This is a genomic window from Paeniglutamicibacter cryotolerans, assembly GCF_014190875.1.
Classification (GTDB): Bacteria; Actinomycetota; Actinomycetes; order Actinomycetales; family Micrococcaceae; genus Paeniglutamicibacter; species Paeniglutamicibacter cryotolerans.
This window is the reverse complement of record NZ_JACHVS010000001.1, coordinates 2,791,245-2,813,491: the sequence shown is the minus strand read 5'-3', so window position 1 is coordinate 2,813,491 and position 22,247 is coordinate 2,791,245. Positions and strand designations below refer to the sequence as shown.

General features: G+C 68.1%; 17 protein-coding genes. 8 read left to right on the top strand and 9 right to left on the bottom strand.

The window, feature by feature from the left end:
• The first annotated feature begins 855 nt into the window (after positions 1-855).
• Positions 856-1,554 (top strand): response regulator, encoded by a 699-nt coding sequence (locus E9229_RS12920; RefSeq protein WP_183511726.1) that lies wholly within the window; start codon positions 856-858, stop codon positions 1,552-1,554.
• A gap of 14 nt (positions 1,555-1,568) precedes the next feature.
• On the opposite strand, the gene E9229_RS12915 is transcribed toward E9229_RS12920, so the two are convergent.
• Both E9229_RS12915 and E9229_RS12910 read right to left on the bottom strand, forming a co-directional pair.
• Positions 1,569-3,083 (bottom strand): sensor histidine kinase, encoded by a 1,515-nt coding sequence (locus E9229_RS12915; RefSeq protein ID WP_183511724.1) that lies wholly within the window; start codon positions 3,081-3,083, stop codon positions 1,569-1,571.
• Between the two features lie 202 nt (positions 3,084-3,285).
• On the bottom strand, positions 3,286-4,410 hold the full coding sequence (locus E9229_RS12910; RefSeq protein ID WP_183511723.1) for a hypothetical protein: 1,125 nt from the start codon (positions 4,408-4,410) through the stop codon (positions 3,286-3,288).
• A 395-nt stretch (positions 4,411-4,805) separates the two neighbouring features.
• On the opposite strand from E9229_RS12910, the gene E9229_RS12905 reads away from it, so the two are divergent.
• Positions 4,806-5,096: a hypothetical protein gene (locus tag E9229_RS12905; protein WP_183511721.1), complete on the top strand. Its 291-nt coding sequence runs from the start codon at positions 4,806-4,808 to the stop codon at positions 5,094-5,096.
• Between the two features lie 25 nt (positions 5,097-5,121).
• Here the strand turns inward: E9229_RS12905 and E9229_RS12900 are convergent, their stop codons facing one another.
• Positions 5,122-6,498 (bottom strand): M20/M25/M40 family metallo-hydrolase, encoded by a 1,377-nt coding sequence (locus E9229_RS12900; RefSeq protein WP_246380490.1) that lies wholly within the window; start codon positions 6,496-6,498, stop codon positions 5,122-5,124.
• A 128-nt stretch (positions 6,499-6,626) separates the two neighbouring features.
• Here E9229_RS12900 and E9229_RS12895 point away from each other — a divergent pair, with 128 nt between their 5' ends.
• Positions 6,627-8,465: an HNH endonuclease signature motif containing protein gene (locus E9229_RS12895; RefSeq protein WP_183511720.1), complete on the top strand. Its 1,839-nt coding sequence runs from the start codon at positions 6,627-6,629 to the stop codon at positions 8,463-8,465.
• A gap of 10 nt (positions 8,466-8,475) precedes the next feature.
• On the opposite strand, the gene E9229_RS12890 is transcribed toward E9229_RS12895, so the two are convergent.
• The 5 genes from E9229_RS12890 to E9229_RS12870 all read right to left on the bottom strand — a co-directional run bounded on the left by E9229_RS12890 (position 8,476) and on the right by E9229_RS12870 (position 14,207).
• On the bottom strand, positions 8,476-9,621 hold the full coding sequence (locus tag E9229_RS12890) for a cysteine desulfurase family protein (RefSeq protein WP_183511718.1): 1,146 nt from the start codon (positions 9,619-9,621) through the stop codon (positions 8,476-8,478).
• On the bottom strand, positions 9,618-10,481 hold the full coding sequence (gene nadC / locus E9229_RS12885) for a carboxylating nicotinate-nucleotide diphosphorylase (protein ID WP_183512053.1): 864 nt from the start codon (positions 10,479-10,481) through the stop codon (positions 9,618-9,620). The genes E9229_RS12890 and nadC overlap by 4 nt, the downstream gene beginning before the upstream one ends.
• A gap of 68 nt (positions 10,482-10,549) precedes the next feature.
• Positions 10,550-12,199 carry an L-aspartate oxidase gene (gene nadB / locus E9229_RS12880; RefSeq protein WP_183511717.1) on the bottom strand — a complete coding sequence of 550 codons (1,650 nt, stop codon included), beginning with the start codon at positions 12,197-12,199 and terminating at the stop codon, positions 10,550-10,552.
• Positions 12,196-13,464 carry a quinolinate synthase NadA gene (gene nadA / locus E9229_RS12875; protein ID WP_183511716.1) on the bottom strand — a complete coding sequence of 423 codons (1,269 nt, stop codon included), beginning with the start codon at positions 13,462-13,464 and terminating at the stop codon, positions 12,196-12,198. The genes nadB and nadA overlap by 4 nt, the downstream gene beginning before the upstream one ends.
• Entirely contained in the window at positions 13,461-14,207 is a 747-nt protein-coding gene (locus E9229_RS12870) for an NUDIX hydrolase (RefSeq protein ID WP_312855685.1), read from the bottom strand. The genes nadA and E9229_RS12870 overlap by 4 nt, the downstream gene beginning before the upstream one ends.
• Positions 14,208-14,394: 187 nt before the next feature.
• On the opposite strand from E9229_RS12870, the gene E9229_RS12865 reads away from it, so the two are divergent.
• The 5 genes from E9229_RS12865 to hpaD all read left to right on the top strand — a co-directional run bounded on the left by E9229_RS12865 (position 14,395) and on the right by hpaD (position 20,427).
• Positions 14,395-15,207, top strand: a complete 813-nt coding sequence (locus E9229_RS12865) for an alpha/beta fold hydrolase (protein WP_183511714.1) — start codon at positions 14,395-14,397, stop codon at positions 15,205-15,207.
• A gap of 349 nt (positions 15,208-15,556) precedes the next feature.
• Entirely contained in the window at positions 15,557-17,068 is a 1,512-nt protein-coding gene (locus E9229_RS12860; protein ID WP_312855684.1) for a fumarylacetoacetate hydrolase family protein, read from the top strand.
• Complete coding sequence (locus tag E9229_RS12855; RefSeq protein ID WP_183511711.1) at positions 17,065-17,724, top strand: GntR family transcriptional regulator; 660 nt, start codon at positions 17,065-17,067, stop codon at positions 17,722-17,724. Before E9229_RS12860 ends, E9229_RS12855 begins: the two co-directional genes overlap by 4 nt.
• Before the next feature lie 65 nt (positions 17,725-17,789).
• Positions 17,790-19,295: a 5-carboxymethyl-2-hydroxymuconate semialdehyde dehydrogenase gene (gene hpaE, locus E9229_RS12850; RefSeq protein ID WP_183511710.1), complete on the top strand. Its 1,506-nt coding sequence runs from the start codon at positions 17,790-17,792 to the stop codon at positions 19,293-19,295.
• 49 nt (positions 19,296-19,344) lie between these two features.
• Entirely contained in the window at positions 19,345-20,427 is a 1,083-nt protein-coding gene (gene hpaD / locus E9229_RS12845; RefSeq protein ID WP_183511709.1) for a 3,4-dihydroxyphenylacetate 2,3-dioxygenase, read from the top strand.
• 94 nt (positions 20,428-20,521) lie between these two features.
• Here the strand turns inward: hpaD and E9229_RS12840 are convergent, their stop codons facing one another.
• Positions 20,522-21,997 carry an MFS transporter gene (locus tag E9229_RS12840; protein WP_312855683.1) on the bottom strand — a complete coding sequence of 492 codons (1,476 nt, stop codon included), beginning with the start codon at positions 21,995-21,997 and terminating at the stop codon, positions 20,522-20,524.
• Between the last annotated feature and the right edge of the window lie 250 nt (positions 21,998-22,247).

Below are 22,247 nucleotides of genomic sequence, written 5' to 3'. Positions count from 1 at the left end.
CCGTATGACCGGGAAGGCCCGACCTCGGACCGCTGTTGAAACCGGGTCCGCCCACCGGCACAAGTCGGTCCCTTCCGGACATATGAATCCACTCATGCCGTGCCGTCGGCCAGTGCGCATCGTGAAGCACAGGGCCGGGGACCGGAACGGATACGTGGCGCGGTAACCCGCCTTGGCCCTTATCCCGCCGAGGGAAAAGGAATCGTGGTCGGATCGGGATGGGGCATCGGATCCGGACCCGGCAGGGGGTTGGGGACTGGGAACGGATCCGGTAGCGGACCGGGGTCGGGCATGGGCCCCGGAGGGGGTTCTGGCGCCGGGGACGGACCTGTCGGCGGCAATGGCGGCCCCACGGGATCCGGGCCCGGAGGCGGGGCGGTGGGTGGTTCCGGTGGCGGCTCGTGGACCGGCGGAAGACTTTGATCCCGCGGCGACGGCGTCGGGACACGGCCCAAAATTCCGGCCGTTGTTTCGAAGGTGGACATGAGGGGTTCCTCCTTGTATCTGGCGCGCTGGCGCACCGTTTCCAGGACGCCCGGACATCCATCGTTCCATGGCGAATCCGTCCTTGGCTACCGTTCGCGCCAGCCATCAAGGGCCGGTGAAACGCCATCGTAGCCGCCGCGCCGTGCACGGGCCTTGCTCCGCAGGCCAGAATCCCGGTAGGGCCGAAGCCACCGGGTCGGACGCGGCGAACCGACCCCCCCGCCCGCCCGTAAACACCCCCGAATGGCGGGCCTTTTGCCCCTTGTAGTCACGCCATCGGCCCAGCACAATGACTGTGAGGGGAACCCCGCAGCCATCCGGCCGCCCCTGTGGATTGCGGAGCGTGCTTCAGCGCAGAGGGAAGAGATCATGGTCACCGAAACTATTTCGCCGTCCGGTGCCCCGGCTCCACCCACGCCCGCCATCAGGGTCTTCATCCTCGATGACCACGAGCTGGTGCGCCGCGGCCTGCGCGAGCTGCTCGAAGGCGAGGGGTTCGAGGTCGTCGGCACCTCCGGATCCGCCCAAGACGCCCGCCGAAGGATTCCCGCGTTGCGCCCTGATGTCTCCGTGCTCGACGCCCGGCTGCCCGATGGCACCGGCATCGAGGTCTGCCGCGACGTGCGTTCCGTGGACTCCACCCTGAACTGCCTGATTCTTACCTCCTACGATGACGAGCAGGCGCTGCGCGGGGCGGTGCTCGCCGGCGCCGTCGGCTATGTGCTCAAGCAGATTGCTGGCAACGACCTGCTCGGGGCACTGCGCCGTGCGGCGCGCGGGGAATCCCTGTTCACCCCCGGACTGAAGTCCGCGATCATCCACGGCCTGTTCTCCGCCGACAAGGTGGACCCGCGCGTCGCCACGCTGACCATGCAAGAGCGCCGGGTGCTCGAACTGGTCGGAGAAGGGCTGAGCAACAGGCAGATCGGCGAGCGCATGCGCCTGGCGGAGAAAACGGTGAAGAACTACGTCTCCTCGCTGCTTGCCAAGCTGGGCTTCGAGCGCCGGACCCAGGCGGCGGTGTTCATAACCCACCCGATGCCCTCGCCCAACGACGGCGGCACCTGAGGAACCGGTGCGGTTCAGGGCAGCGGGACCCTCCACTTCACCGTGGTGCCCGCGCCCGGCTTCGAGTCGACGCTGAAGCGCCCGCCCAGTTCCCGCGCGCGCTGGCCCATGTTCGCCAGCCCGCTTTCGGTCACCGGGAAGCTCATGCCCGCGCCATCGTCCCTCACCTGCAGGCGCAGCGCGTCGGGGCCGGCCACCACCTCCACCGAGATGCTCTCGGCCGCTGCGTGGCGCACAGCGTTCGACACCGATTCGGTGAGCACAGCGAGCAGGTTGGAGATCACCGCCTCGTCGTCGATCCCGTCGAGGGGCCCGCTCAGGCGCAGCTGCGGGGTGAAGGGCAGCGGCTCGCTCGCTGTGCGTACGGCACGCAGGATACGGCTGGAGAGCTGTTCGGCCTCCCCGGCGCTGGAGCGCAGCGCGTAGATGGTCTCGCGCAGCTCCCTGATGGTCTCGTCCAGCTCACCGGTGATGTCCAGCGCACGGGTGCGGGCCGCCTCGGAATCCAGGTGCCGGCCCAGCGCCTGGATGGAGAGCCCGGCGGCGAAGATCCGCTGGATGACCACGTCGTGCAGGTCCCGCGCAATACGTTCGCGGTCGCTGAAGAGCAGCACCTGCTCACGCAGCCGGTGCAGCCGCTCCAATCCCAGGCCCTGCCCGATGTTCGCGCCCAGCACTGCGCTCATCTCCTGGTCGGTGTCGGTGAACGGTTCGGCTCCGGCCGCCCGGACCAGCAGCAGCAGCCCGTAGTGGATCCCATGGGCATGTAGATCGACCGCCAGGGTTTCGGATTCGCCTCCGATGGCCCCGAGCTCACCGAGTTCGGGTAGCGCGCCCAACACCGCCGGCACACCGTTTCCGGCAACGGTGAGCAGTTCGGGTGTCCCGGGCTCCAACAACCTTCCATGCATGCGCCGACGCCCGGACCCGGCGGCCGAGGAAACCCGGTACACCGGACCCTCGCCCACCGGCATCAGCAGCAGCACCTGCCGGGAGCCGGATTCACGGCGGATCAGTTCGGTGACCGGGTCCAATCCTCCGCCGCGGCGCCCAGGTGCCGAATCGACAAGCATCCGCCCGACATGCATCGAGGCTTCCAGCCAGCGGGCACGCAGCCGGGCGTCGCGGTAGATCCCGGCATTGTCGATGGCCACCCCGGCCGCCGCCGCCAGCGCTTCGGCCAGGGTCCGGTCCGCCGGGGTGAAGCCGGCGGCCGCCCTGCGATGCTCGAGGAACAACCGGCCGTAGAGAAGCCCACGCACGGGGATCTCCAATTCAAGGTCCCCGGGCCCGGACGCCGGGACTTTGTGTGGTCCGCGGACCACTGTCACGCCGCCGGAGGAGACGATGTCTCCGGTAGCGCCGGCCGGGTCAAGCACCACCAGCCAGGCGCCACGTGCTTCGAAGAGCCGCCGTGCGGCATCGACCATGCGTTGGAGTACCTCGTGGACCTCCAAGTCACCGGCGAGCGCGGCAAAGAGCTCCAGTAGCGCCTGCATCCGGGTATCCACATCCCCCGCTTCGGCCATGTCCCCGCCCTCCCGGCACCACGTCGGGCCCCGGCGGTGCGGCGTCCGGGCCCGTTTTTCCCCACGATACGCCGGAGCTCTCGGTCCCCGGTAGTCCTCCGGCCCCGGAGCCATCGTGCTCATCCAGGGAGAATTCCCTGTGCGGGGGGCGGCAGCGTCCCCCACCGGCGTAGGTGGGGGGACACTGACTTGGCGCCGGTTGCTAGGACCTAGCGATCTGGTAGAACGTCAACGAACTGCGGTAGCCCGAGCCCTGCTTCTTAAAGGAGACCATCAGATGGGTGTACTTCTTGTCCATCGCGTAGCGCATGACTCCACTGTGTTCGTCGACGAGCACGTCCCGCAGGCTGAAGCGTCCGGTCCGCCCGGTTCCGATGGAACCACCCGACTTTTCTCCCTTTTTCAGCACCGGCTCGCCCTTGCCGACCTTGAGCGGGGGAAGCTTGGCTGCGGCACGCACCTGCTGGAGGGCGCCCACTATCCGGTCGCGGCTTCCGGCCGGGCCCAGCTCCTGGCCGAGCCGGGTCCCCTTCTTGAACCGCACTGCGCCCTTGGTTCCCTGATACAGGTCGATGTCGAGCACGTTGAGCGTCAACCCGTGGTTCACTTCATGCGCCACGGCATTGACCATCGTGATCGAGGCGGCCTTCTTGTTCTTCAACAGCCGCTTGACCTGGTAGTCATGTGCGTACCAGACCTCCAGCCATTCCTTGGCGGTGGGCCAGTGGCTGCCCTCGAAGAAATAGGGCCAGGTCAGACTATCCCCGGCCGAGTGGAGGAACTGCTCCACCGGCGGCAACACGTCCTCATGCACCAGCGTGAGGGGTTTGAGCCCGTTGCTCTTGCGCTTGGCATTTATCCGGGAGACGAGCTCCTTCTTGCCAGCCACGGTATTGACCTTGGCCGACGCCTTGGCAGTCTTGATGATCAGCTTCTGCGACTTCGTCGCGGTCTTCGCCCTGGCCCACTTGCTACCGCTCTTCAGCTGGTAAGTGACCCTGGTCTTGACCACATAGCTGCCGGCAGCCAGGCTGACCGACTTCTTGTTCTTCGCCACGGATTTCTTGCTCCGGGTGACGCTCAGTGTCGAGGAGGCGATCCTGACGGTTCCGCGCTTCACCAGCACCGGTTTGATGGTGGTCTTCTTCCCGGGCGCCACGCTCTTCGTGGCAATGACACCCACGGACACCGCTGACTTGGCCGGGGCCGCCGTGGCCACCGCCGGCGTCGCACCGGCCAGCAGGCCCACCATGGCCAGTGCCGCTGCAATCATGCGCAATCCCCTGAACCCCGAACCGACGGTGGGCCATTTGCCGCGTTCTGGCACGCGTTCTCCTTGATGTTCGTTGGTGTCCCGGCACGCGCAGCATCAATGCCCCGCGCCTGCCATGCCGGAAACGGGTTCACCACGGCGTGCATCTGTCTCATGCAGGGCAGTTCCGGCCGGGTCACCGACCCGATCGTAGATTCATCGTATATCAGGCTCTGATCAGGGCTTCCGCAGCTTCGCCGGGTGCTACTCCGGCACCTGGGGCACGATGGCGTCGCCATCGGACAACGAAGCGGCGCACCACTGCGGGGGATCCGATTCGCCGCTGCCTCCAACGGGAGCCGAGCGGTGGCCAGTCACCAGAACCGGCCACCGCTCGGTTTAGGCTGGGGCCGGGCCTTCCACGCGTCACAGGCTCGTCCGGGGAACACCTGCGCCTTACGCCGAAACCCATGGCGGGGGCCGCGGCCCTCGTCTCATTGCTCAGCGGTTGCACCCCACAGGCACGGGCCGATCCCGCTGGCGCCACACCTGCCGACCTCGGCGGCTACCCGAGGGCGGAGCTGCTGCGGCTGCTCCCCACCGAGGAACAACCAAGTGAACACCTGATTACTCCGGGCAGGTACAGCCTCAACACGCTGCCGCGCATGGCCTCCACCGGGGCCTGGGCCACGTCCCTGAACCGGAATTTCGGCACGTTGCTCTCAGCTTCCACGGCGTCCCGGGCGCTGAGCTGTCAGTAGCGGCGGCAAGCACCCGGGGACCCGCCTACAGCGAGCGAATCAGCCGGGTGTAGAAGGCCACCGCATTGCCCAGCTCGGAGACGAGTACCGATTCATTTGTCCCGTGGATCCCGGCGCGCTCGGAGTTGTCCATGCCCAGCGGCGCGAACCGGTACACGTTCTCGCTGATCCCGGTGAAGCGGCGCGAATCGGTCGCTGCGAGCATGATGTAGGGAACGGGTACTGCCGCCGGGTGGGAGGTGGCCAGACAGGCCTCCAGCAGCCGGAACTGGTCGCAGTCGTGCGGTGACACCGGCGACGGTTCACTGGCCGAAAGCACATCAATGGTGATCTTTCCGTCCCTGATGATCCGTTTGATGCGCCTCAGCGTGCAGTTCACGCTTTCCCCGGCGGCGATCCTGATGTTCAGCGTGACTGCGGCGCGCCTGGCCAGCACGTTGCTCCCGTCACTGCCGGCCAGCTCGGTGGCTGCGACAGTGGTGCGCACCAAGGCAGCCGGCTCGGCGCCGATCCGCGAGACGATCCACGCAGTGGCTCGTCCGCCACGGCCCAACAGGCCGATCGGCCCCCGGGCCCCAGCCGGTGCGGTGGCGGCCAGCCGGTCGATCATTTCGACGGTGACCTCGGACAGCGAGGCCGGGAACGGGGCGCGTCGCAGCCGCGTGATGGCCCGGGCAATGCGCTGCACAGCGCCGAATGACGGCGGTGCCGAGGCGTGCCCGCCGGCATCGTGCGCCTGAAGCACCACGTCGATCAGCCCCTTTTCGGAGACACCGATGACACCGACCGGCGCCTTGACCAGGGGAAACGCGCCGGTGGTCACAGCCCCGCCCTCATCGAGCACCAGCCAGGGCGCGACCCCGCGCGATTGCAGCAGCGCAGCCGTGGCGATGGCGGTGTCACCTGCGGTCTCCTCGTTGTCGCCAAAGAAGAAGTACACGTCCTGGCCCGGGACGAATCCGGTGGCTGCAAGCAGGTCTGCAGCCTCGAGGATGCAGACCAGATCACCCTTGTCATCCAGTGCACCGCGGCCCCATACCCGCCCGTCGGCTATCGTCCCGGCAAACGGCTGATGCAGCCAAGCTGCCTCTTCTTCGACGGGGACCACGTCCTGGTGGGCCATCAGCACCACCGGCCGGTTCGATGCCGCACCCCTCCACAGCCACAGTTGCCCGGTGATCCCGATGGGTTCGCGCTCCACCGCCGCAGCTATGTGCGGGAAGAGCCTGGCAAGGGCCTGGGCGTGCAGGGTGAATTGTTCGCGGTCCTCCAGGCGCCTCTCGCGTCGCGACACGGTCCTGAAACGGATCAGTTCAGCGAGCTTGGGAGCCAGCCGCGCGGCCACAGCGGCGCGCGGCTCGGCGTCCATCGGTACTGGTGGGTGCGTGGATTGCTGTGCCATGGGCCCGATCCTATGCGCTCGGACGCCCCGGGCACACCCCTCGGTTCCGCCCGGGGCCGCCGCTCGCGGAGTCCGACTACCCCCGCACAGCACCCCCATGCCGGCGCGCACTGCCCCAGACTGGGTGCATGGGCAACAACGACGCGGTTCGGGATCTGCGGGAGGCATTGGACTCCGCTGTGGATCCGCTGCGCAGGCTGGCAGCCTGGGTGCTGGCCGGGCGCGAACTGCTGCTCGATGCCGCCGGCACCACCGTCCCCCGGGGAACCGACCCGGAACGGCGGATCCCCCGGGACCCGCAGCCGATGGATCCCGTCCGCGCCGCCTTCCTGCTGGACCTGCTCCACGACGCCGCGAACCTCAGCGGCTACGGGATGATCCTCGCCACGGGGCTGGCGGCCCTGGCCCCGGTCACCGTTTTGGACGCAGCACAGCTGACCGGACTGACAGCTGTGCACCAGGACCTGCGCGGATTCGCCGTCGGCGACATCGGCCTCCCTCCCGAAGCAGCAGGCTCAACCTCCGGCAAACGGCTGTTCCGCTCCACCGATGACTATCTGCAGACCCGGCTGCGGATGGGTTTCGCCGAGTCCAAGCACCTGCTCGACGGTGCCGCGCTGTTGCTGCCCCGCCCCACACCCGGGGGCCCGGCGCTACCGGCCCGTTTCCCGTACCTGGCCCGGACGCTGGCCGGGGGTGACGCCGACCCCCGGGCGGTCGTGGAAGCGGCTCGGAGGGTGCGTAGCATCGAACCGACGCTGGCCCGGGAGTCCGACCCGGAGTCCCGGGTGAAGGAATTCCAAAGGGCAGCCGACACGGCGCTGCGCACGCTGCCGCCGCGGCCGGCCAAGAAGGTGATGGATGAACTGGAGGCCGCCGTCGTCGAGGAGCGCGAACCGAACACCGCCGAACTCAGGGCCCGACAGGGCCTGTTCTACCGCGGCAGGGTCCGCGGGCTCTCGCACTTCGATGCGTACTGCGATGCCCGGCAGACCGAATCCCTGCTCAACCTCTTCGACCTGGTGGACAACCCTAACCTGGGCAGGAAGAACACCAGGACGCCGTTTTCCGGGGCCGCCCGCACCGGCCCGGGGCAGGTTCCCGCCCACGGGCAGGCGCCCACCCCGGCAGGCGCGGGCGTCGCTGCCCCGGACTGGGCAGTGGCACCGGGCACAGCGATGGAGGACCGGCCCCGCTCCGACCCCCGGCTCGAAAACGGCATCGACCCCTTCGGCGAACTCCTCGCCTGCGATCCGGCCGAACGCACCATGGAACAACGCCACCTCGATGCCCTGACCGACGCCTGCCGGACACTGGGCCACGGCACCGGGAGCACCGGTGAACCAGAGAGCGGAAGCGGGGACCCCTCGCTGCGCTCCCGGGCCCGGCTGGTCGTCCACGTCGATTACGAGGCGCTCTTCGGCAAGCTGCGCTCCAGCGGCCGCACCGCCCACGGCGCGCGCATTTCGCCGCAAACCATCAGGACCATGGCCTGCATGGCAGAGATCGTGCCCGCAGTCATGGGCGGGGCCGGCGAGATCCTGGATTACGGCAGGTCCCGGCGCTTGTTTTCCGGTTCACAGCTGAGGGCCATGGCCGCCCGCGACGGCGGATGCGTCTGGCCCGGGTGTCCGGTGTCCGCCGCACGGACCGAGGGCCATCACCTGGACCCGTGGTCCGGCGGCGGGGAGACGAACATCGGCAAGGCCGCCCTGTTCTGCGACCACCACCACCATCTGATCCATGTGGGAGCTGGCCGGTTGATCTGCCTCGGCGGGGTCCCCTATGTCATCCCGACCCCGGCAGAGGACCCCACCCAGCGCCCGGTCCGCAACCTGTATTGGCACCCCGAACTCCTGGATTCCCCCTACTCACCGACGTTGCCAGGCCTCGAAGCGAACCGGGCCGGCACCGTCGGGGCAGCTCCGGGCCCCGCTCACCCCTGCGGTGGAGACCCACCGGGCTGAGCCGCACAGGTCAGGGGCCTGCGATGGTCCGCACCGACTCCACGACGGACCGGGCTGCCGCGGCGATCTCCGATTCCTTCACCGACCGGGTGAAGCTCAGGCGCACCGCGGTATGCGCGGCGTCCTCGTCGTACCCCATGGCCAGCAACACGGCAGAGGCATCGCTCGATCCGGCGGCGCAGGCGGAACCCGATGAACACACGACACCGCGGCGCTCGAGTTCCAACAGCACCGTCTCGCCACCGGTTTCCGGGAAGACGAAGGAAACGATGCCCGATACCCGCTGATCCGGGTGCCCGGTGAGCCGGGCCCGGATGCGGCCATCGGTGTTCAACCCGCGCAGGATCCGTTCGATCAGGTGCCGGCCGTAGCCATCGGCCAGAGCCGTTTCCCGGGCCGCTGCAGTCAGCCGCAATGCAGTGGCCGTGGATACGGCACCCGCCACGTTTTCGGTACCGGAGCGCCGCCCGCGTTCCTGCCCACCACCATGGATCAGCGGTTCAAGTGCGAGCCGGCCGCGGACCATCAGCAGGCCGGCGCCCTTGAGCCCGCCGAGTTTGTGCCCGGAAATGCTCAGCGCATCGGCATGTGTCGCCAGCTCCGCAATGTCCAACCACCCGGCGGCCTGCACCGCGTCGATGTGCATCAGCGCGCCGACGCCATGTGCCGCGGCCGCCGCCGCGGCCACCGGCTGGATGGTGCCCACCTCGTTGTTCACCGCCATCACCGAGACCAGCGTGGTGTCATCACGCAGCAGCCGCTCCAGTTCCCCGATCCTGATCCGCCCGTATTCGTCGACGGGGATGACCTCCAGCGAAAAGCCGTGGTGCCGCACCAGGTAGTCGCACGCCTCGATGACCGAGGGATGTTCCACGGCCGAGCGCAACAGGTGCCTCCCGCGCGGGGACCCGAGCGCCAGGCCCTTGATGGCCAGGTTGTTGGCCTCGGTTCCCCCGGAGGTGAAGACCACGTCGCCCTCTCGCACTGCCAGTGCCGCAGCGGCCGTCCCGCGTGCGTACTCCAGCGCCCGGGCGGCGTCCTCACCCATCGTGTGCCGGCTGGAGGGGTTGCCGTAGTCGCTGGTCAGCAGCGGGATGATCAGGTCAAGGACCTCCTGGCGCACCGGTGTGGTGGCTGCCGCGTCGAGGTAGATCATGCCGCTGCACCGGTGATCCTGAGGTCAAGGCCCAGATCCAGCGCCCGGACCGAGTGCGTGAGCGCACCGGAGGAGATGATGTCCACCCCGGTCGCGGCGATGGCAGCCACGGTGTCCAGGCGGACGTTGCCCGACGCCTCCACCAGGGCCGCCCCGCCGATCCGGCGCACCCCCTCGGCCAGGTCCACCAGCGTGAAGTTATCGAGCATGATGGTGTCCACCCCGGCGGCAAGCACAGCATCGAGCTGCTCCAGCCGGTCGATCTCCACCTCGAAGTGCACGGTGTGCCCGAGCCGGGCCCGTGCCGCCACCAGGGCAGCCGTCAGCTCGGCGCCGGTGCCCAGCAGGGCCAGGTGGTTGTCCTTGGCCATCACCGCGTCGGAAAGGTTGTCGCGGTGGTTGTGGCCGCCTCCGGCGCGCACCGCGTAGCGTTCCAGCGCGCGCAGCCCGGGCGTGGTCTTGCGGGTGTCCACGATCCGGGCCCGGTGCCCGGCGGCCTGCAGCACGAACCCACGGGTCAACGTCGCGATGCCGGAGAGGCGCTGGAGCAGGTTCAGCCCCACTCGTTCCCCGGCCAGCAGCGATCGGGCCGCTCCGGTGACAGTGGCCAAAACGTCCCCCGCGGCGAAAGATTGCCCGTCGGCGAGCGCCGGGCTCACCACCAGCTGCGGGTCGGTCAGCTTCATCGCCGCGGCGAACACCGACAGGCCGGCGCAGATGCCCGGCTCACGTGCCACGACATCGGCCGTTGCCGTGGCCCCGGCGGGGATCAGCACGTTGCCGGTCAGGTCGCCTGCCGGGTTGTCCTCGGCCAGGGCGGCGGCAACGATGGCGTTGATGACGCGGTCCGGGACCGGCATCGGCTCCGGGAACTGCACGGTAGCGGGTGCCGGGGAAGCGGTGGAAGCGGTGGCGGGTGCGGTGGTGCTCATGGGGTGGGTCCTGTGTCTGTTCGGGAATCGGCTCGGGGAAGGGTGCGGGGATTGAACAGTGCGCTGCGGGCCGGCCGGCCGTTGCGAGGCTGTGGCAGTCCGGGGGCATCGAGCCGGTAGTGTGCGCCGATCGAGTCCCCGCGCAGTCCGGCCGCGTGGGCGATGATCCGCCCGACGGTGAGCAGGTTGGACAGTTCCAGCGTGGCCCGGGTGGCACCCGGTGAGCTCCAGCTGGCCAGTTGCTTGGCGGCGACCCGCAGTTCGGCACCGGTGCGCTCCACACCCAGGTAGGCGGTGGCCAGTTCCTGCAGCGCGGACAGCTCGACGCAGGACGCCTCGGCCGTTGCTTCCTCGGGTGTCAGCGGTCCTGGATGGGTGGTGATCAGGCTGGTGTCCGCGGTGCCGGTGGGGGTCCCGGCCACGGGCAGATGGGTGACGGCCCGCCAGGCGTAGACCAACGCCTCGAGCAGCGAGTTGGAGGCCAGCCGGTTGGCCCCGTGCACCCCGGTGTTGGAGCATTCCCCGGCCGCCAGCAGGCCCGGTACGGTGGTGCGCCCGGCATCGTCGACGTGGATCCCGCCCATCCAGTAGTGCTGCGCCGGGGCGACGGGTACCGGAGCCAGTGCAAGGTCGTGTCCCAGCGCTCCCAGCGCGGCGGTGATGCCGGGGAAACGCCGGGCCAGGAACCCGGGGCCCTCACGCCGTTCGACGGCTGTTGCGTCGAGGTACACGGCTCCGCCGGCGGAGCGGACGCGGTGGATGGCCCGGGCAACCACGTCCCGCGGCGCCAGCTCGGCATCGGGGTGGATCCCCTGCATGAACCGGGTTCCGGTGCCGTCGATCAGCACTGCCCCCTCACCGCGCACCGCCTCGGAGATCATGAACCTGCCCGCGGGGACCAGCGTGGGGTGGAACTGCACGAATTCCGCGTCGGCCACCAGCGCACCCGCCTCCCAGGCCAGCGCCACCCCGTCGCCCGTGGCACCGGCCGGATTGGTGGTCGCCGCATACAGCTGCCCGATGCCACCGGTGGCCAGCAGCACTGCATCGGCATGCAGTTCACCGGTACCGGCAAAACCGGCACCGGACTGGGCGTGGGAGTGGGCATCGGAGAGGACCTGGACACCGGTGACCCGGTGACCGTCGGTCAGCAGCCGGGAGACGAACGCGTTCTCGCGGATCTCCAGTTTCCCGGCTGCCTCCAACGAACGGCAGGCGGTGATCAACGCCCCGGCCAGCGCCCGGCCGGTCCCATCCCCGTGGGCGTGCAGGATCCGGGCGTGCGAGTGCGCTGCCTCGAGCCCCAGCGCGTATTCGCCTTCAGGAGCCGTATCGAAGCCGGCACCGAGTTCGGAGAGCGCCTGCACCTGGGCCCAGGCCCCGGCGCAGATCCGCCGCACCGCAGTCTCGTCGTTCAACCCGGCACCGGCGGTGAGCGTGTCGGCGACGTGGTGGGCCACCGCGTCCCCGCGTGAGGCACCGAGCGGACCGACCGCCGCAATGCCGCCCTGCGCGTACCACGTGTTCGAATCCCGCAGCCGGTCCTTGGTGAGCAGGGTGGTCCGGTGCCCGCGGGCCGCGGCAGTCACCGCCGCATAGAGCCCGGCAATGCCGGAGCCGACAATCAGCAGCGAGCCCGGGCTCACGGCCGGGCCGCCAGCATCCGTTCAAGGGCGATCCGCGCATCGGTGGCCACCTCGGGGGCCACGGTGATCCGGTTGGGCACCTCGCCGCGCACCAGCGCCTCCAGCACCCAGGCCAGGTAGCCGGGGTGGATCCGGTACATCGTCGAGCACGGGCAGATCACCGGGTCCAGGCAGAAGATGTGGTGCTGCGGGTACTGCGCGGCCAGCCGGTTGACCATGTTGATCTCGGTTCCGATGGCGAACGTGGATCCGTGCGGTGCCGCGGCGATGGCCTTCTGGATGTAATCGGTGCTGCCCGCCTCGTCGGCCGCGTCGACCACCTCCATCGGGCATTCGGGGTGGACGATCACCCGCACGCCGGGGAACTCGGCCCGGGCCCGCTCGATCTGGGCCGGGTTGAAGCGCTTGTGCACCGAGCAGAAGCCGTGCCAGAGGATGACCCGCGCGTCAGTGAGGCTCGCGGCGTCGTTCCCGCCCAGCGGCTTGCGCGGGTTCCACATCGGCATCAGCTCCAGCGGCACGCCCATGGCCTTGGCCGTGTTGCGGCCCAGGTGCTGGTCCGGGAAGAAGAGCACCCGCTGCCCGCGCTCGAACGCCCACTCGAGCACCGTCGATGCGTTCGATGAAGTGCACACGATCCCACCGTGGCGCCCCACGAAGGCCTTCAGCGCGGCCGAGCAGTTCATGTAGGTCACCGGGATCACCGGGGCCAGGCCCTCGGCGGTCGGTTCATCCCCGTAGAGCTCCATCAGCTGCTCCCAGCATTCCTCCACGCTGGACTCGTCGGCCATGTCGGCCATCGAGCAGCCGGCGGCCAGGTTCGGCAGGATGACCTGCTGCTCGTCGGTGGAGAGGATGTCGGCGGTCTCGGCCATGAAATGCACGCCGCAGAAGACGATGTACTCGGCTTCCTGGCGGGTCAGCGCCGCGTTGGCCAGCTGGAAGGAATCCCCCACGAAGTCGGCGAAACGCACCACCTCGTCACGCTGGTAGAAGTGGCCCAGGATGACCAGGCGCTCGCCGAGCGCCTCCTTGGCGGCCAGGATCCGCCCGGTGAGTTCCTCGTCGGAGGCCTGGCGGTACTCGGCCGGGATCTGGCCCTGGCGTGGAGTGGCCGCCGGCGCCACGTCGTTTTCGGAGGAGCCGGGGCCGTAGGCCGGCGCACCGGTGTCGAAGGCCCACGGGCCCTTGGCCAGGTCCGTGTTGCAGGTGGATTCCGGGGAAATCAGTGTCAGGCGCGTGATGGTGGAGTTGATGCTGCTCATGAGATGGTCTCGCTCTCAAGGGGATGGGAAGTGGAGCCGGAATAGCGGTAAAGGCGTGGGGGGCGGTGTTTGCCGCCGGAGAGGAACTCGTCGGTTTCCTCGATGTCGGCGGCGGCGCGCAGCTGGCGGCGGAAGTTCGCCGGGTCAAGTGACTTGTTCAGCACCGCCTCGTAGACCCCGCGCACCTGCGCGAGGGTGAAGCGCTCGCCGAGCAGGCGGTGGGCGATCGAGCCGTATTCGACCTTGTTGCGCAGCCGCCACAGGGCGTAGTCGATGATCCGGCTGTGGTCGAAGGCCAGGTGCTCCATGACTTCCACGTCGTCGGCGCGGAACCAGGCGACATTCGGATCATCGAGCAGCACCGATGTTGCTGCTGATTCGGTGTGCTGGGCATCGTTCTCCCGTACCAGCGCCCAGTAGACGATGGAGACTACCCTGCGGGTTGGTGACCGCGCGGGGTCGCCGAAGGCGTAGAGCTGTTCGAGATAGCGCGGGATGAGCCCGGTGGTATCGCGTAGGTTGGCCGCTGCCGCATCGACCAGCGAGTCACGGGCGCCAAGCGGTCCCCCGGGCAGTGCCCACTGGCCGAGGAAGGGTTCGCGCGTCCGCCGGACCAACGGCAGCCAGAGGCCCTTGCGCCCGGTGCGGTCATCGTCGCGCAGCGCGAAGATCACCGTCGAGACGGCAAGCGCAGGAGGCTGTTCCCGGCGTTCTGCGACGTTTCCGAACTGAACCGAACCCACCATCCTTAGTTAGTGTCATATTGACCATAACTAAGACTAGACCCGCGGCACCAAAAACACAACGTACCCCGGGACACACCCCGGCCACCGACCCCCATCAGCAACCACGCAGACACACCGCCAATTCACCGGGATCGCCCAGCGGACACCCCTCGCATTGGCCGATCCGATCTGAAAGGATCTGCCCATGGGATCCGCACACGAGCACCTCGTTGAGGGCACGGCAAACGCCCTGAGCCTGACCACCCACGAACCGGAGGCCCCCGCAGCCCTGCGCCCGGTGGTCCTGCTGCACGGGTTCGCGTCTTCCAGCTACCTGAACTGGGAAAAAACCGGCTGGATCAGGGTCCTGGCCAAGGCCGGCCGGCGGGTGCTCGCCGTCGATCTGCCCGGGCACGGCAGCTCCCCCGCCCCCGATGACCTCGATGCCTACACACCCAGCCGCATCCGCGCCGACCTGCTTCAGCTGCTCATGGACCACGGCGCCCTGGCCCTGAACCCGGCAAACCAACTTTCGGGGGTGGACCTGATCGGATACTCGCTCGGGGCCCGGCTCGCCTGGGAATTCGGCGGCACCCAGGACCAGCTCGTGCATCGGCTGGTCCTGGGCGGCGCGGCAAGCACGGACCCGCTGGCTGCCTTCGACCTGGCCGCCGCCCAGCGCTTCCTGGCCGACGGCACGCCCATCGCCGATGCGGAAACGGCAAACCTGCTCCGCATGGCGCGGACAGTGGAGACCAATGACATGTTCTCGCTGATGAGCATGATCGAGGCGATCAAGACCGAACCCTTCGCGCCCGGGCAGCTGATTCCCACCATGCCGACGCTGCTGGTTGCCGGGGACGGGGATCCGCTCGCGGCCAGCATGCCGCGGCTCACCGAACTGCTGGCAACGCGCCGGACGCCGTCCTCCGAGCTCTGGATCACGGGACGGGACCACGCCAACGCAGTCACCAGCCGCGAGTTCAAGGATGCCGCAGTGGATTTCCTCGCCACCTGACGGCGCCGACCGGTTGTCGGCACCACCGGCAACCGGAACTTCAACGCCCCTTCCGGATCCACCCCCCCGATGGCCGCCCCCAAGGCGGTCAGCTGAAACAAACGGCAATCTCCGGCGCTCCTACCGCGCCGACAACTAGTGAGAGTGCGCATCACGGCGAACGGGACGCGCTTTTCGAAAAACTCTTCAGTATCTTTTCCCCGCACCTCCATGAGCCCCGTTTCCGGCCATGGCAACGCCCTGGCGATGCCACACACCGGGGGCGAGGGACCGCGGACACCGCCTTGACAGATGCGGAGACGCGAGTCACACTAGATCGTATACGATTTCGTACATCACAGGAGGAACAGTGAATTCGGGTAACGAAGCCACCACGATCGAGGGCCTGACGGCCGTTGACCAGTCGGTTCTTGACCAGGCCGGCAAGGTCCTTGCCGTCCACCTCAGCTATTCCTCCCGGGCGGCACAGCGTGGCCGCACCCCCGCTTTTCCCTCGTACTTCATGAAGGCATCCTCTTCCCTGAGCGTTTCCGGCACCCCGGTCGAGCGCCCCGCGGGCACCGAACTGCTCGCCTTCGAGGGCGAAATCGCCTTGGTCATCGGCACCAAGGCGCGCCGCGTATCGGTCGAAGAGGCCTGGAGCCACGTCGGAGCCGTTACCGCCTCCAACGACTTGGGCGTCTATGACATCAAGTACGCGGACAAGGGCTCGAACATCCGCTCCAAGTCCGGCGACGGCTTCACCCCGATGGGCCCGGTCCTGCTCCCGGCCGACAAGCTCAACCCGGCAGCACTGCGCATCCGCACCTGGGTCAACGGCATCCTGGCCCAGGACGCCTCCACCGAAGAGCTGATCTTCTCCTTCGCCCAGATCGTCGCGGACCTCTCCCAGCAGATGACCCTGCTGCCGGGTGACGTCATCCTCACCGGCACCCCGGCCGGCTCCTCGGTCATCGTCCCCGGCGACGTCGTGGAAATCCAGGTCGACGACGAGGCAGCAGGCCTGTCCACCGGACGCCTGTCCACCCCGGTCACCCAGGGCACCGAGGCCTTCGCCGCCTTCGGCAACCAGCCCAAGATCACCGACACCGACCGCATCGATGCCTTCGGCACCGCCGCGGCGGCCGGCATCGAGGTCCCCGTCACCGGCAAGTCCGCGCTGACCGAGGACGTCAAGGCCAAGCTCATGTCGGTGGCCACCGCCACCATTTCCGGGGCCCTGCGCAAGCGCGGGCTGAACAACGTCTCGGTCGACGGGCTGCAGGCCACCAAGGGCATGAAGAAGGTCATTGGCACCGCGCGCACCCTGCGCTACGTCCCGAACCGCGAGGACCTGTTCAAGACCCACGGCGGCGGCTACAACGCGCAGAAGCGCGTCATCGACGACATCGGCCCGGGAGAGATCCTGGTCATGGAGGCCCGCGGCGAAAAGGGCTCGGGCACCCTGGGCGACATCCTGGCGATGCGCACCCAGGTCCGCGGCGCCGAGGCCATCATCACCGACGGCGGCGTCCGCGACCTGGACGCAGTGGCCGCGCTGGAGATCCCGACCTTCCACAACGGCGCGCACCCGGCGGTGCTCGGGCGCAAGCACGTGCCGTGGGACATCGACGTGGCAGTGGGCTGCGGCGGCACCACGATCGTGCCCGGTGACATCGTGATCGCCGATGCCGACGGCATCCTGGTCATCCCGCCGCACCTGGCAGCGGAGATCGCCGAGGAGGTCGTCGAATCCGAACGCCAGGACACCTTCGTGTTCAACATGGTCACCGAGGGCAACAAGATCGAGGGCCTGTTCCCGATGAACGCCGAGTGGAAGGCCCGCTACAACGAGTGGGTCGCCGCCGGCGGGGATCAGTGACCCCCAGCAAGTCGGAAGCCGCCTACTCGCTGTTACACGGACGGATCAGCAACGGGGAGTTCTCCCCCGGCTATCGGCTGGTGCTCGGCACGATCGCCAATGAACTGGGCTGTTCCACGGTCCCGGTCCGCGAGGCGATCAGGCGGCTCGAGGCCGAGGGGCTGGTGAACTTCGAACGAAACGTCGGGGCCACCGTCGCCAAGGCCGATGCCACGCTGTACCTGCACACCATGCAGACCCTGGCCGTGATCGAGGGGGCGGCCACGGCGCTGGCCGCCCCGCTGCTGGGACCGGCGGACATCGCCGAAGCCCGGGCCTTCAACGCCCAGCTGTGCGAGTCCCTGGCGGACTTCGACCCGCGGCGCTTCACCGAACTGAACAACCGGTTCCACGAGGCGCTGTACGGGCCCTGCCCCAATCCGCACATCCTGGACCTGGTGCACCGGGGCTGGAACCGGCTCAACGCGATGCGGGCCTCCAGCTTCACGCACATCCCGGGCCGGGCCGCGGTCTCGGTCGCGGAGCACGAGGCGCTGCTGGACCTGATCGCCTCGGGCGCCTCACCGGCCCTCATCGAGCAGGCGGCGCGGGCTCATCGCACCGGCACGCTCAACGCGTACCTGGCCGCCACCGGCCTGCCGCCATCGACCCTCTAGACAGCAACACGCTTCATTCCATGCTTCCCACCCTTACTTCCGCAACACCCTAGGAAAGGACCACCATGAGCAAGCACTTCGTTCCGGAAAACCTCCCGACCCACCTGCAGCACTACATCGGCGGCAAGTTCGTCGACTCCATCGGAGGGGAGACCTTCGAGGTCCTGGACCCGGTCACCAACAAGACCTACGCCACTGCCGCAGCCGGCCAGAAGGCAGACATCGACGCAGCCGTCGTAGCAGCCACCGAGGCGTTTAAGAACGGCCCGTGGCCCACCATGAGCCCGCGTGCCCGGGCCAAGGTGCTGTACAAGATCGCCGATGCGGTCGTCGCCCAGGAAAGCCGCCTGGCCGAAATGGAAACCTTCGACACCGGTCTGCCGATCACCCAGGCCCGTGGCCAGGCCCAGCGCGCAGCGGAGAACTTCCGCTTCTTCGCCGATTTGATCGTCGCCCAGCACGATACCGCGTTGAAGGTTCCCGGCTCGCAGCTGAACTACGTGAACCGCAAGCCGATCGGCGTAGCCGGCCTGATTACCCCGTGGAACACGCCGTTCATGCTCGAGTCCTGGAAGCTGGCCCCGTCCATCGCCTCCGGCTGCACCGTGGTGCTCAAGCCGGCCGAGTTCACCCCGCTGTCCGCCTCACTGTGGGCCACCATCTTCGAAGAGGCCGGCCTGCCGACCGGTGTCTTCAACCTGGTCAACGGCATCGGCGAAGACGCCGGCGACGCCCTGGTCAAGCACCCGAAGGTCCCGCTGATCTCCTTCACCGGCGAGTCCTCCACCGGCCAGCTGATCTTCCGCAACTGCGCGGAGAACCTCAAGGGCATGTCGATGGAGCTCGGCGGCAAGTCCCCGGCCATCGTCTTCGCCGATGCCGACTTCGACGCCGCCATCGACTCGACCCTCTTCGGCGTGTTCTCGCTGAACGGCGAGCGTTGCACCGCCGGCTCGCGCATCCTGGTCGAACGCCCGATCTACGAGAAGTTCGTTGCGGCCTACGCCGCCCGCGCCAAGAACATCAAGGTCGGGGACCCGCACGACCCGGCCACCCAGGTCGGCGCGCTGGTCCACCCGGAGCACTATGACAAGGTCATGAGCTACGTGGAGATCGGCAAGACCGAGGCCCGCCTCGTCGCCGGTGGCGGCCGCCCGGAGAACCTGCCCGAGGGTCAGGAAAACGGCTCCTACGTCGCACCGACAGTCTTCGTCGACGTGGCACCGGATGCCCGCATCTTCCAGGAGGAAATCTTCGGACCCGTCGTCGCCATCACGCCATTCGACACCGATGCGGAAGCGCTGGAACTGGCTAACAACACCAGGTACGGCCTGGCCGCCTACGTCTGGACCAACGACCTCAAGCGCGCGCACAACTTCGCGCAGGACGTCGAGGCCGGCATGGTCTGGCTGAACAGCCACAACGTACGCGACCTGCGTTCTCCCTTCGGCGGCGTGAAGGCCTCGGGCCTGGGCCACGAGGGCGGCTACCGCTCGATCGATTTCTACACGGACCAGCAGGCAGTGCACATCACCCTCGGTGACGTGCACACACCCAAGTTCGGCGCCTAGCACCTCCGCTTTTCTTCCCACCATCAGCTTTTCCGCAAAGGAGCGAATCATGTCAAACGCCATCCCCACCCCCTCGGTCCCGGCGCCGGATATCCTGCGCTGCGCCTACATGGAAATCGTCGTCACCGACCTTGCCAAGTCGCGCGCGTTCTACGTCGACCTGCTGGGCCTGCACATTTCCCACGAGGACGAGACGCAGATCTACCTGCGCAGCTTCGAGGAATTCATCCACCACAACCTGGTGCTGACCCTGGGCCCGATCGCCGCGGTGAAGGCCTTCTCCTACCGCGTGCGCTCCAACGCCGACGTCGATGCCGCCGAGGCCTACTACAAGGAACTGGGCTGCCGCACCGAGCGCCGCACCGAGGGTTTCGTGCGCGGCATCGGCGACTCGGTCCGCGTCGAGGATCCGTTGGGCTTCCCGTACGAGTTCTTCTTCGAGACCACGCACGTCGAACGCCTGCACCAGCGCTATGACATCTACTCCCCCGGCGAGCTGGTCCGACTGGACCACTTCAACCAGGTCACCCCGGATGTCCCGCGCGGCCGCAAGTACCTCGAGGACCTGGGCTTCCGCGTCACCGAGGACATCCAGGACGAGGCCGGGGTGACCTACGCGGCATGGATGCAGCGCAAGGGCACCGTGCACGACACCGCCCTGACCGGCGGCAACGGCCCGCGCATGCACCACGTGGCCTTCTCCACCCACGAGAAGCACAACATCATCCAGATCTGCGACAAAATGGGTGCGCTGCGCATGTCCGACCGCATCGAACGCGGCCCCGGACGCCACGGCGTCTCGAATGCGTTCTACCTGTACATCCTGGATCCGGATGACCACCGGATCGAGATCTACACCCAGGACTACTACACCGGGGACCCGGACAACCCTGTCATCACCTGGGATGTGCACGATAACCAGCGCCGCGACTGGTGGGGCAACCCGGTAGTTCCGTCCTGGTACACGGAGGCCTCCCTGGTCCTGGACCTGGACGGCAACCCGCAGCCGGTCATCGAGCGCACAGATTCCTCGGAGATGGCGGTGACCGTGGGAGCGGACGGCTTCTCCTACACCCGCCCAGAGGACAAGGACGGCGAAGCCTCCGGCTTCAAGCTGGGCAACCAGCTCTAAGCCACAGCAATACCGTGCACTAGGGCCCGGTAGCACTCCCACGGGAGCGCTACCGGGCCCTAGGCACTTCCCGGAATCCTTCCGGTGGTGCGGCTCAGGTTCCCCGGCCACGGCGACGCTGGTCTGCCACGGCCACTGCCAGGGTTGCCAACGCCACCACCGCAATGGCGGCAAACCCAGCGCTGATCGCCGTATCCCAGTCGCTGGCCGCCAACACGGCAAAGAAAATCCCGGTGATCACCGCAATCCCGGTCGCGGCGCCGATGCGCTGTGCCGTCTGCATCACCCCACCCGCGCTTCCGGATTGCCCCAGCGGGACCTCCATCAGGGTCAGTGCCTGGTTGGGTGAAATGATCGCACCCTGGGCGATTCCCGCAAATGACAAGGTGGCCAACAGCCACCAGATCCCGATCCGTCCGGCCGCGGAGAGCTGTACCACCACGATGCTCGAGGCCATGGCGAACACTGCGCACACGATCCCGGCAATGACGATCTTGCGGCCGTATTCAATGACCCGTTTCCCGGCCAAGTGCGCCGCCCCTGCCGCGCAGAGGGCTGCAGGCAGGCCCAGCAGTCCGGCCTGGAGTGCAGAAAGTCCCATCCCGTCCTGCACATAGATCGCCACCAGCACCCAGATGCTGGTCACCCCCATGAAATACAGCCCGGCAATGAGCGTGCCCAGGGAAAACGAGCGGATCGCAAAGAGGCCCAGGTCCACCATCGGAGAGCGGCCTCCCCGGTGATAGGCCCTCTCCCAGCCCACCCAGAGCCCGATGACCAGCAGTCCCGCAGGCAACAGCCACCACGTCCAGGGACTGTCCCGCCCCTGGACGAAGGGCAGCAGCAGCGTCAGCACCCCGAGGCCCAGAAGCATCGTCCCGACCGGATCCAGATCCTTGGCGTGGCGCGACCTGGCTACCTCCGCGGCAGTGCCGGCCCGCTTCCGGGAAGTGAACAGCGGTCGCGGAAACCATCTGAGGCCCAGCACGATGGCGGTGGTGCCCACGGGCACGTTGACCAGGAACGTAAAGCGCCATCCGATCTCCGGGCCCAGCAACTGGATCATGAGGCCGCCGATGAGCGGCCCGACGGCTACCGAAAAACCCACCACGGTGCCCAGCGCACCGTACGCCCGTCCACGCTCGGCACCACGGAAGTATTGTTGCATCATCCCCAACACCTGGGGGCTGATCAGCCCCGAACCGATCCCCTGCGAGAACCGCGCAATATCCAGCGCCACCGGGTTCGGCGCCAACCCCGAGGCCACTGAGGAAAGCGTGAACAGGGCCACCCCGAAGATGAACAGCGGGCCGCGCCCGAACACGTCTCCGGCCCGCCCTGCAGCGACCAGCACCACACCGAAGGTCAACGCGTATCCGGTCAGCACCCACTGGATCTCGGACTCGGTGGCGCCCAGGGAACCCTGGATGCTGGGAAGCACCACGTTGACGATGGACACGTCGATCAACGACATGAACATGGTGACCAGTAGGACAGCTAGCACGCGCCAGCGAGCCGGGTCGGGCCGGTAGTCCGCCTCCGCACCTTCCGCGGTCTGGGAATCGCTCACCCTCCCATTCATACGCCGTGGGCGGCTCCTGTGGAATAGCCTGCAGTCCGTGTTCCGGCTACCAGCAAGCCGTAGCAACGCCTCCGGCCCCTCGCCGGCCCACGTTGGACGCCGGCAGCCGGCCCAGGACGGCGAGCCGGTGTTTGCGGTCCTGCGGGCCGGCGGCACAACGGGTTCGCCTCCCCCGCCGAGCCCGCACGGTCGACCTGCTCGAACTCATCGCCCTTGGCCCGGGCAACTCGCAGCACGC

What these genes read in the sequence shown, in the direction of transcription:
- nadA (WP_183511716.1), bottom strand. Translation starts at nt 13,464, where the DNA reads ATGAGCAGCATCAACTCCACCATCACGCGCCTGACACTGATTTCCCCG.
- E9229_RS12865 (WP_183511714.1), top strand. Translation starts at nt 14,395, where the DNA reads ATGGGATCCGCACACGAGCACCTCGTTGAGGGCACGGCAAACGCCCTG.
- hpaE (WP_183511710.1), top strand. Translation starts at nt 17,790, where the DNA reads ATGAGCAAGCACTTCGTTCCGGAAAACCTCCCGACCCACCTGCAGCAC.
- E9229_RS12895 (WP_183511720.1), top strand. Translation starts at nt 6,627, where the DNA reads ATGGGCAACAACGACGCGGTTCGGGATCTGCGGGAGGCATTGGACTCC.
- E9229_RS12890 (WP_183511718.1), bottom strand. Translation starts at nt 9,621, where the DNA reads ATGATCTACCTCGACGCGGCAGCCACCACACCGGTGCGCCAGGAGGTC.
- E9229_RS12915 (WP_183511724.1), bottom strand. Translation starts at nt 3,083, where the DNA reads ATGGCCGAAGCGGGGGATGTGGATACCCGGATGCAGGCGCTACTGGAG.
- nadC (WP_183512053.1), bottom strand. Translation starts at nt 10,481, where the DNA reads ATGCCGGTCCCGGACCGCGTCATCAACGCCATCGTTGCCGCCGCCCTG.
- E9229_RS12920 (WP_183511726.1), top strand. Translation starts at nt 856, where the DNA reads ATGGTCACCGAAACTATTTCGCCGTCCGGTGCCCCGGCTCCACCCACG.
- hpaD (WP_183511709.1), top strand. Translation starts at nt 19,345, where the DNA reads ATGTCAAACGCCATCCCCACCCCCTCGGTCCCGGCGCCGGATATCCTG.
- E9229_RS12905 (WP_183511721.1), top strand. Translation starts at nt 4,806, where the DNA reads ATGGCGGGGGCCGCGGCCCTCGTCTCATTGCTCAGCGGTTGCACCCCA.
- E9229_RS12900 (WP_246380490.1), bottom strand. Translation starts at nt 6,498, where the DNA reads ATGGCACAGCAATCCACGCACCCACCAGTACCGATGGACGCCGAGCCG.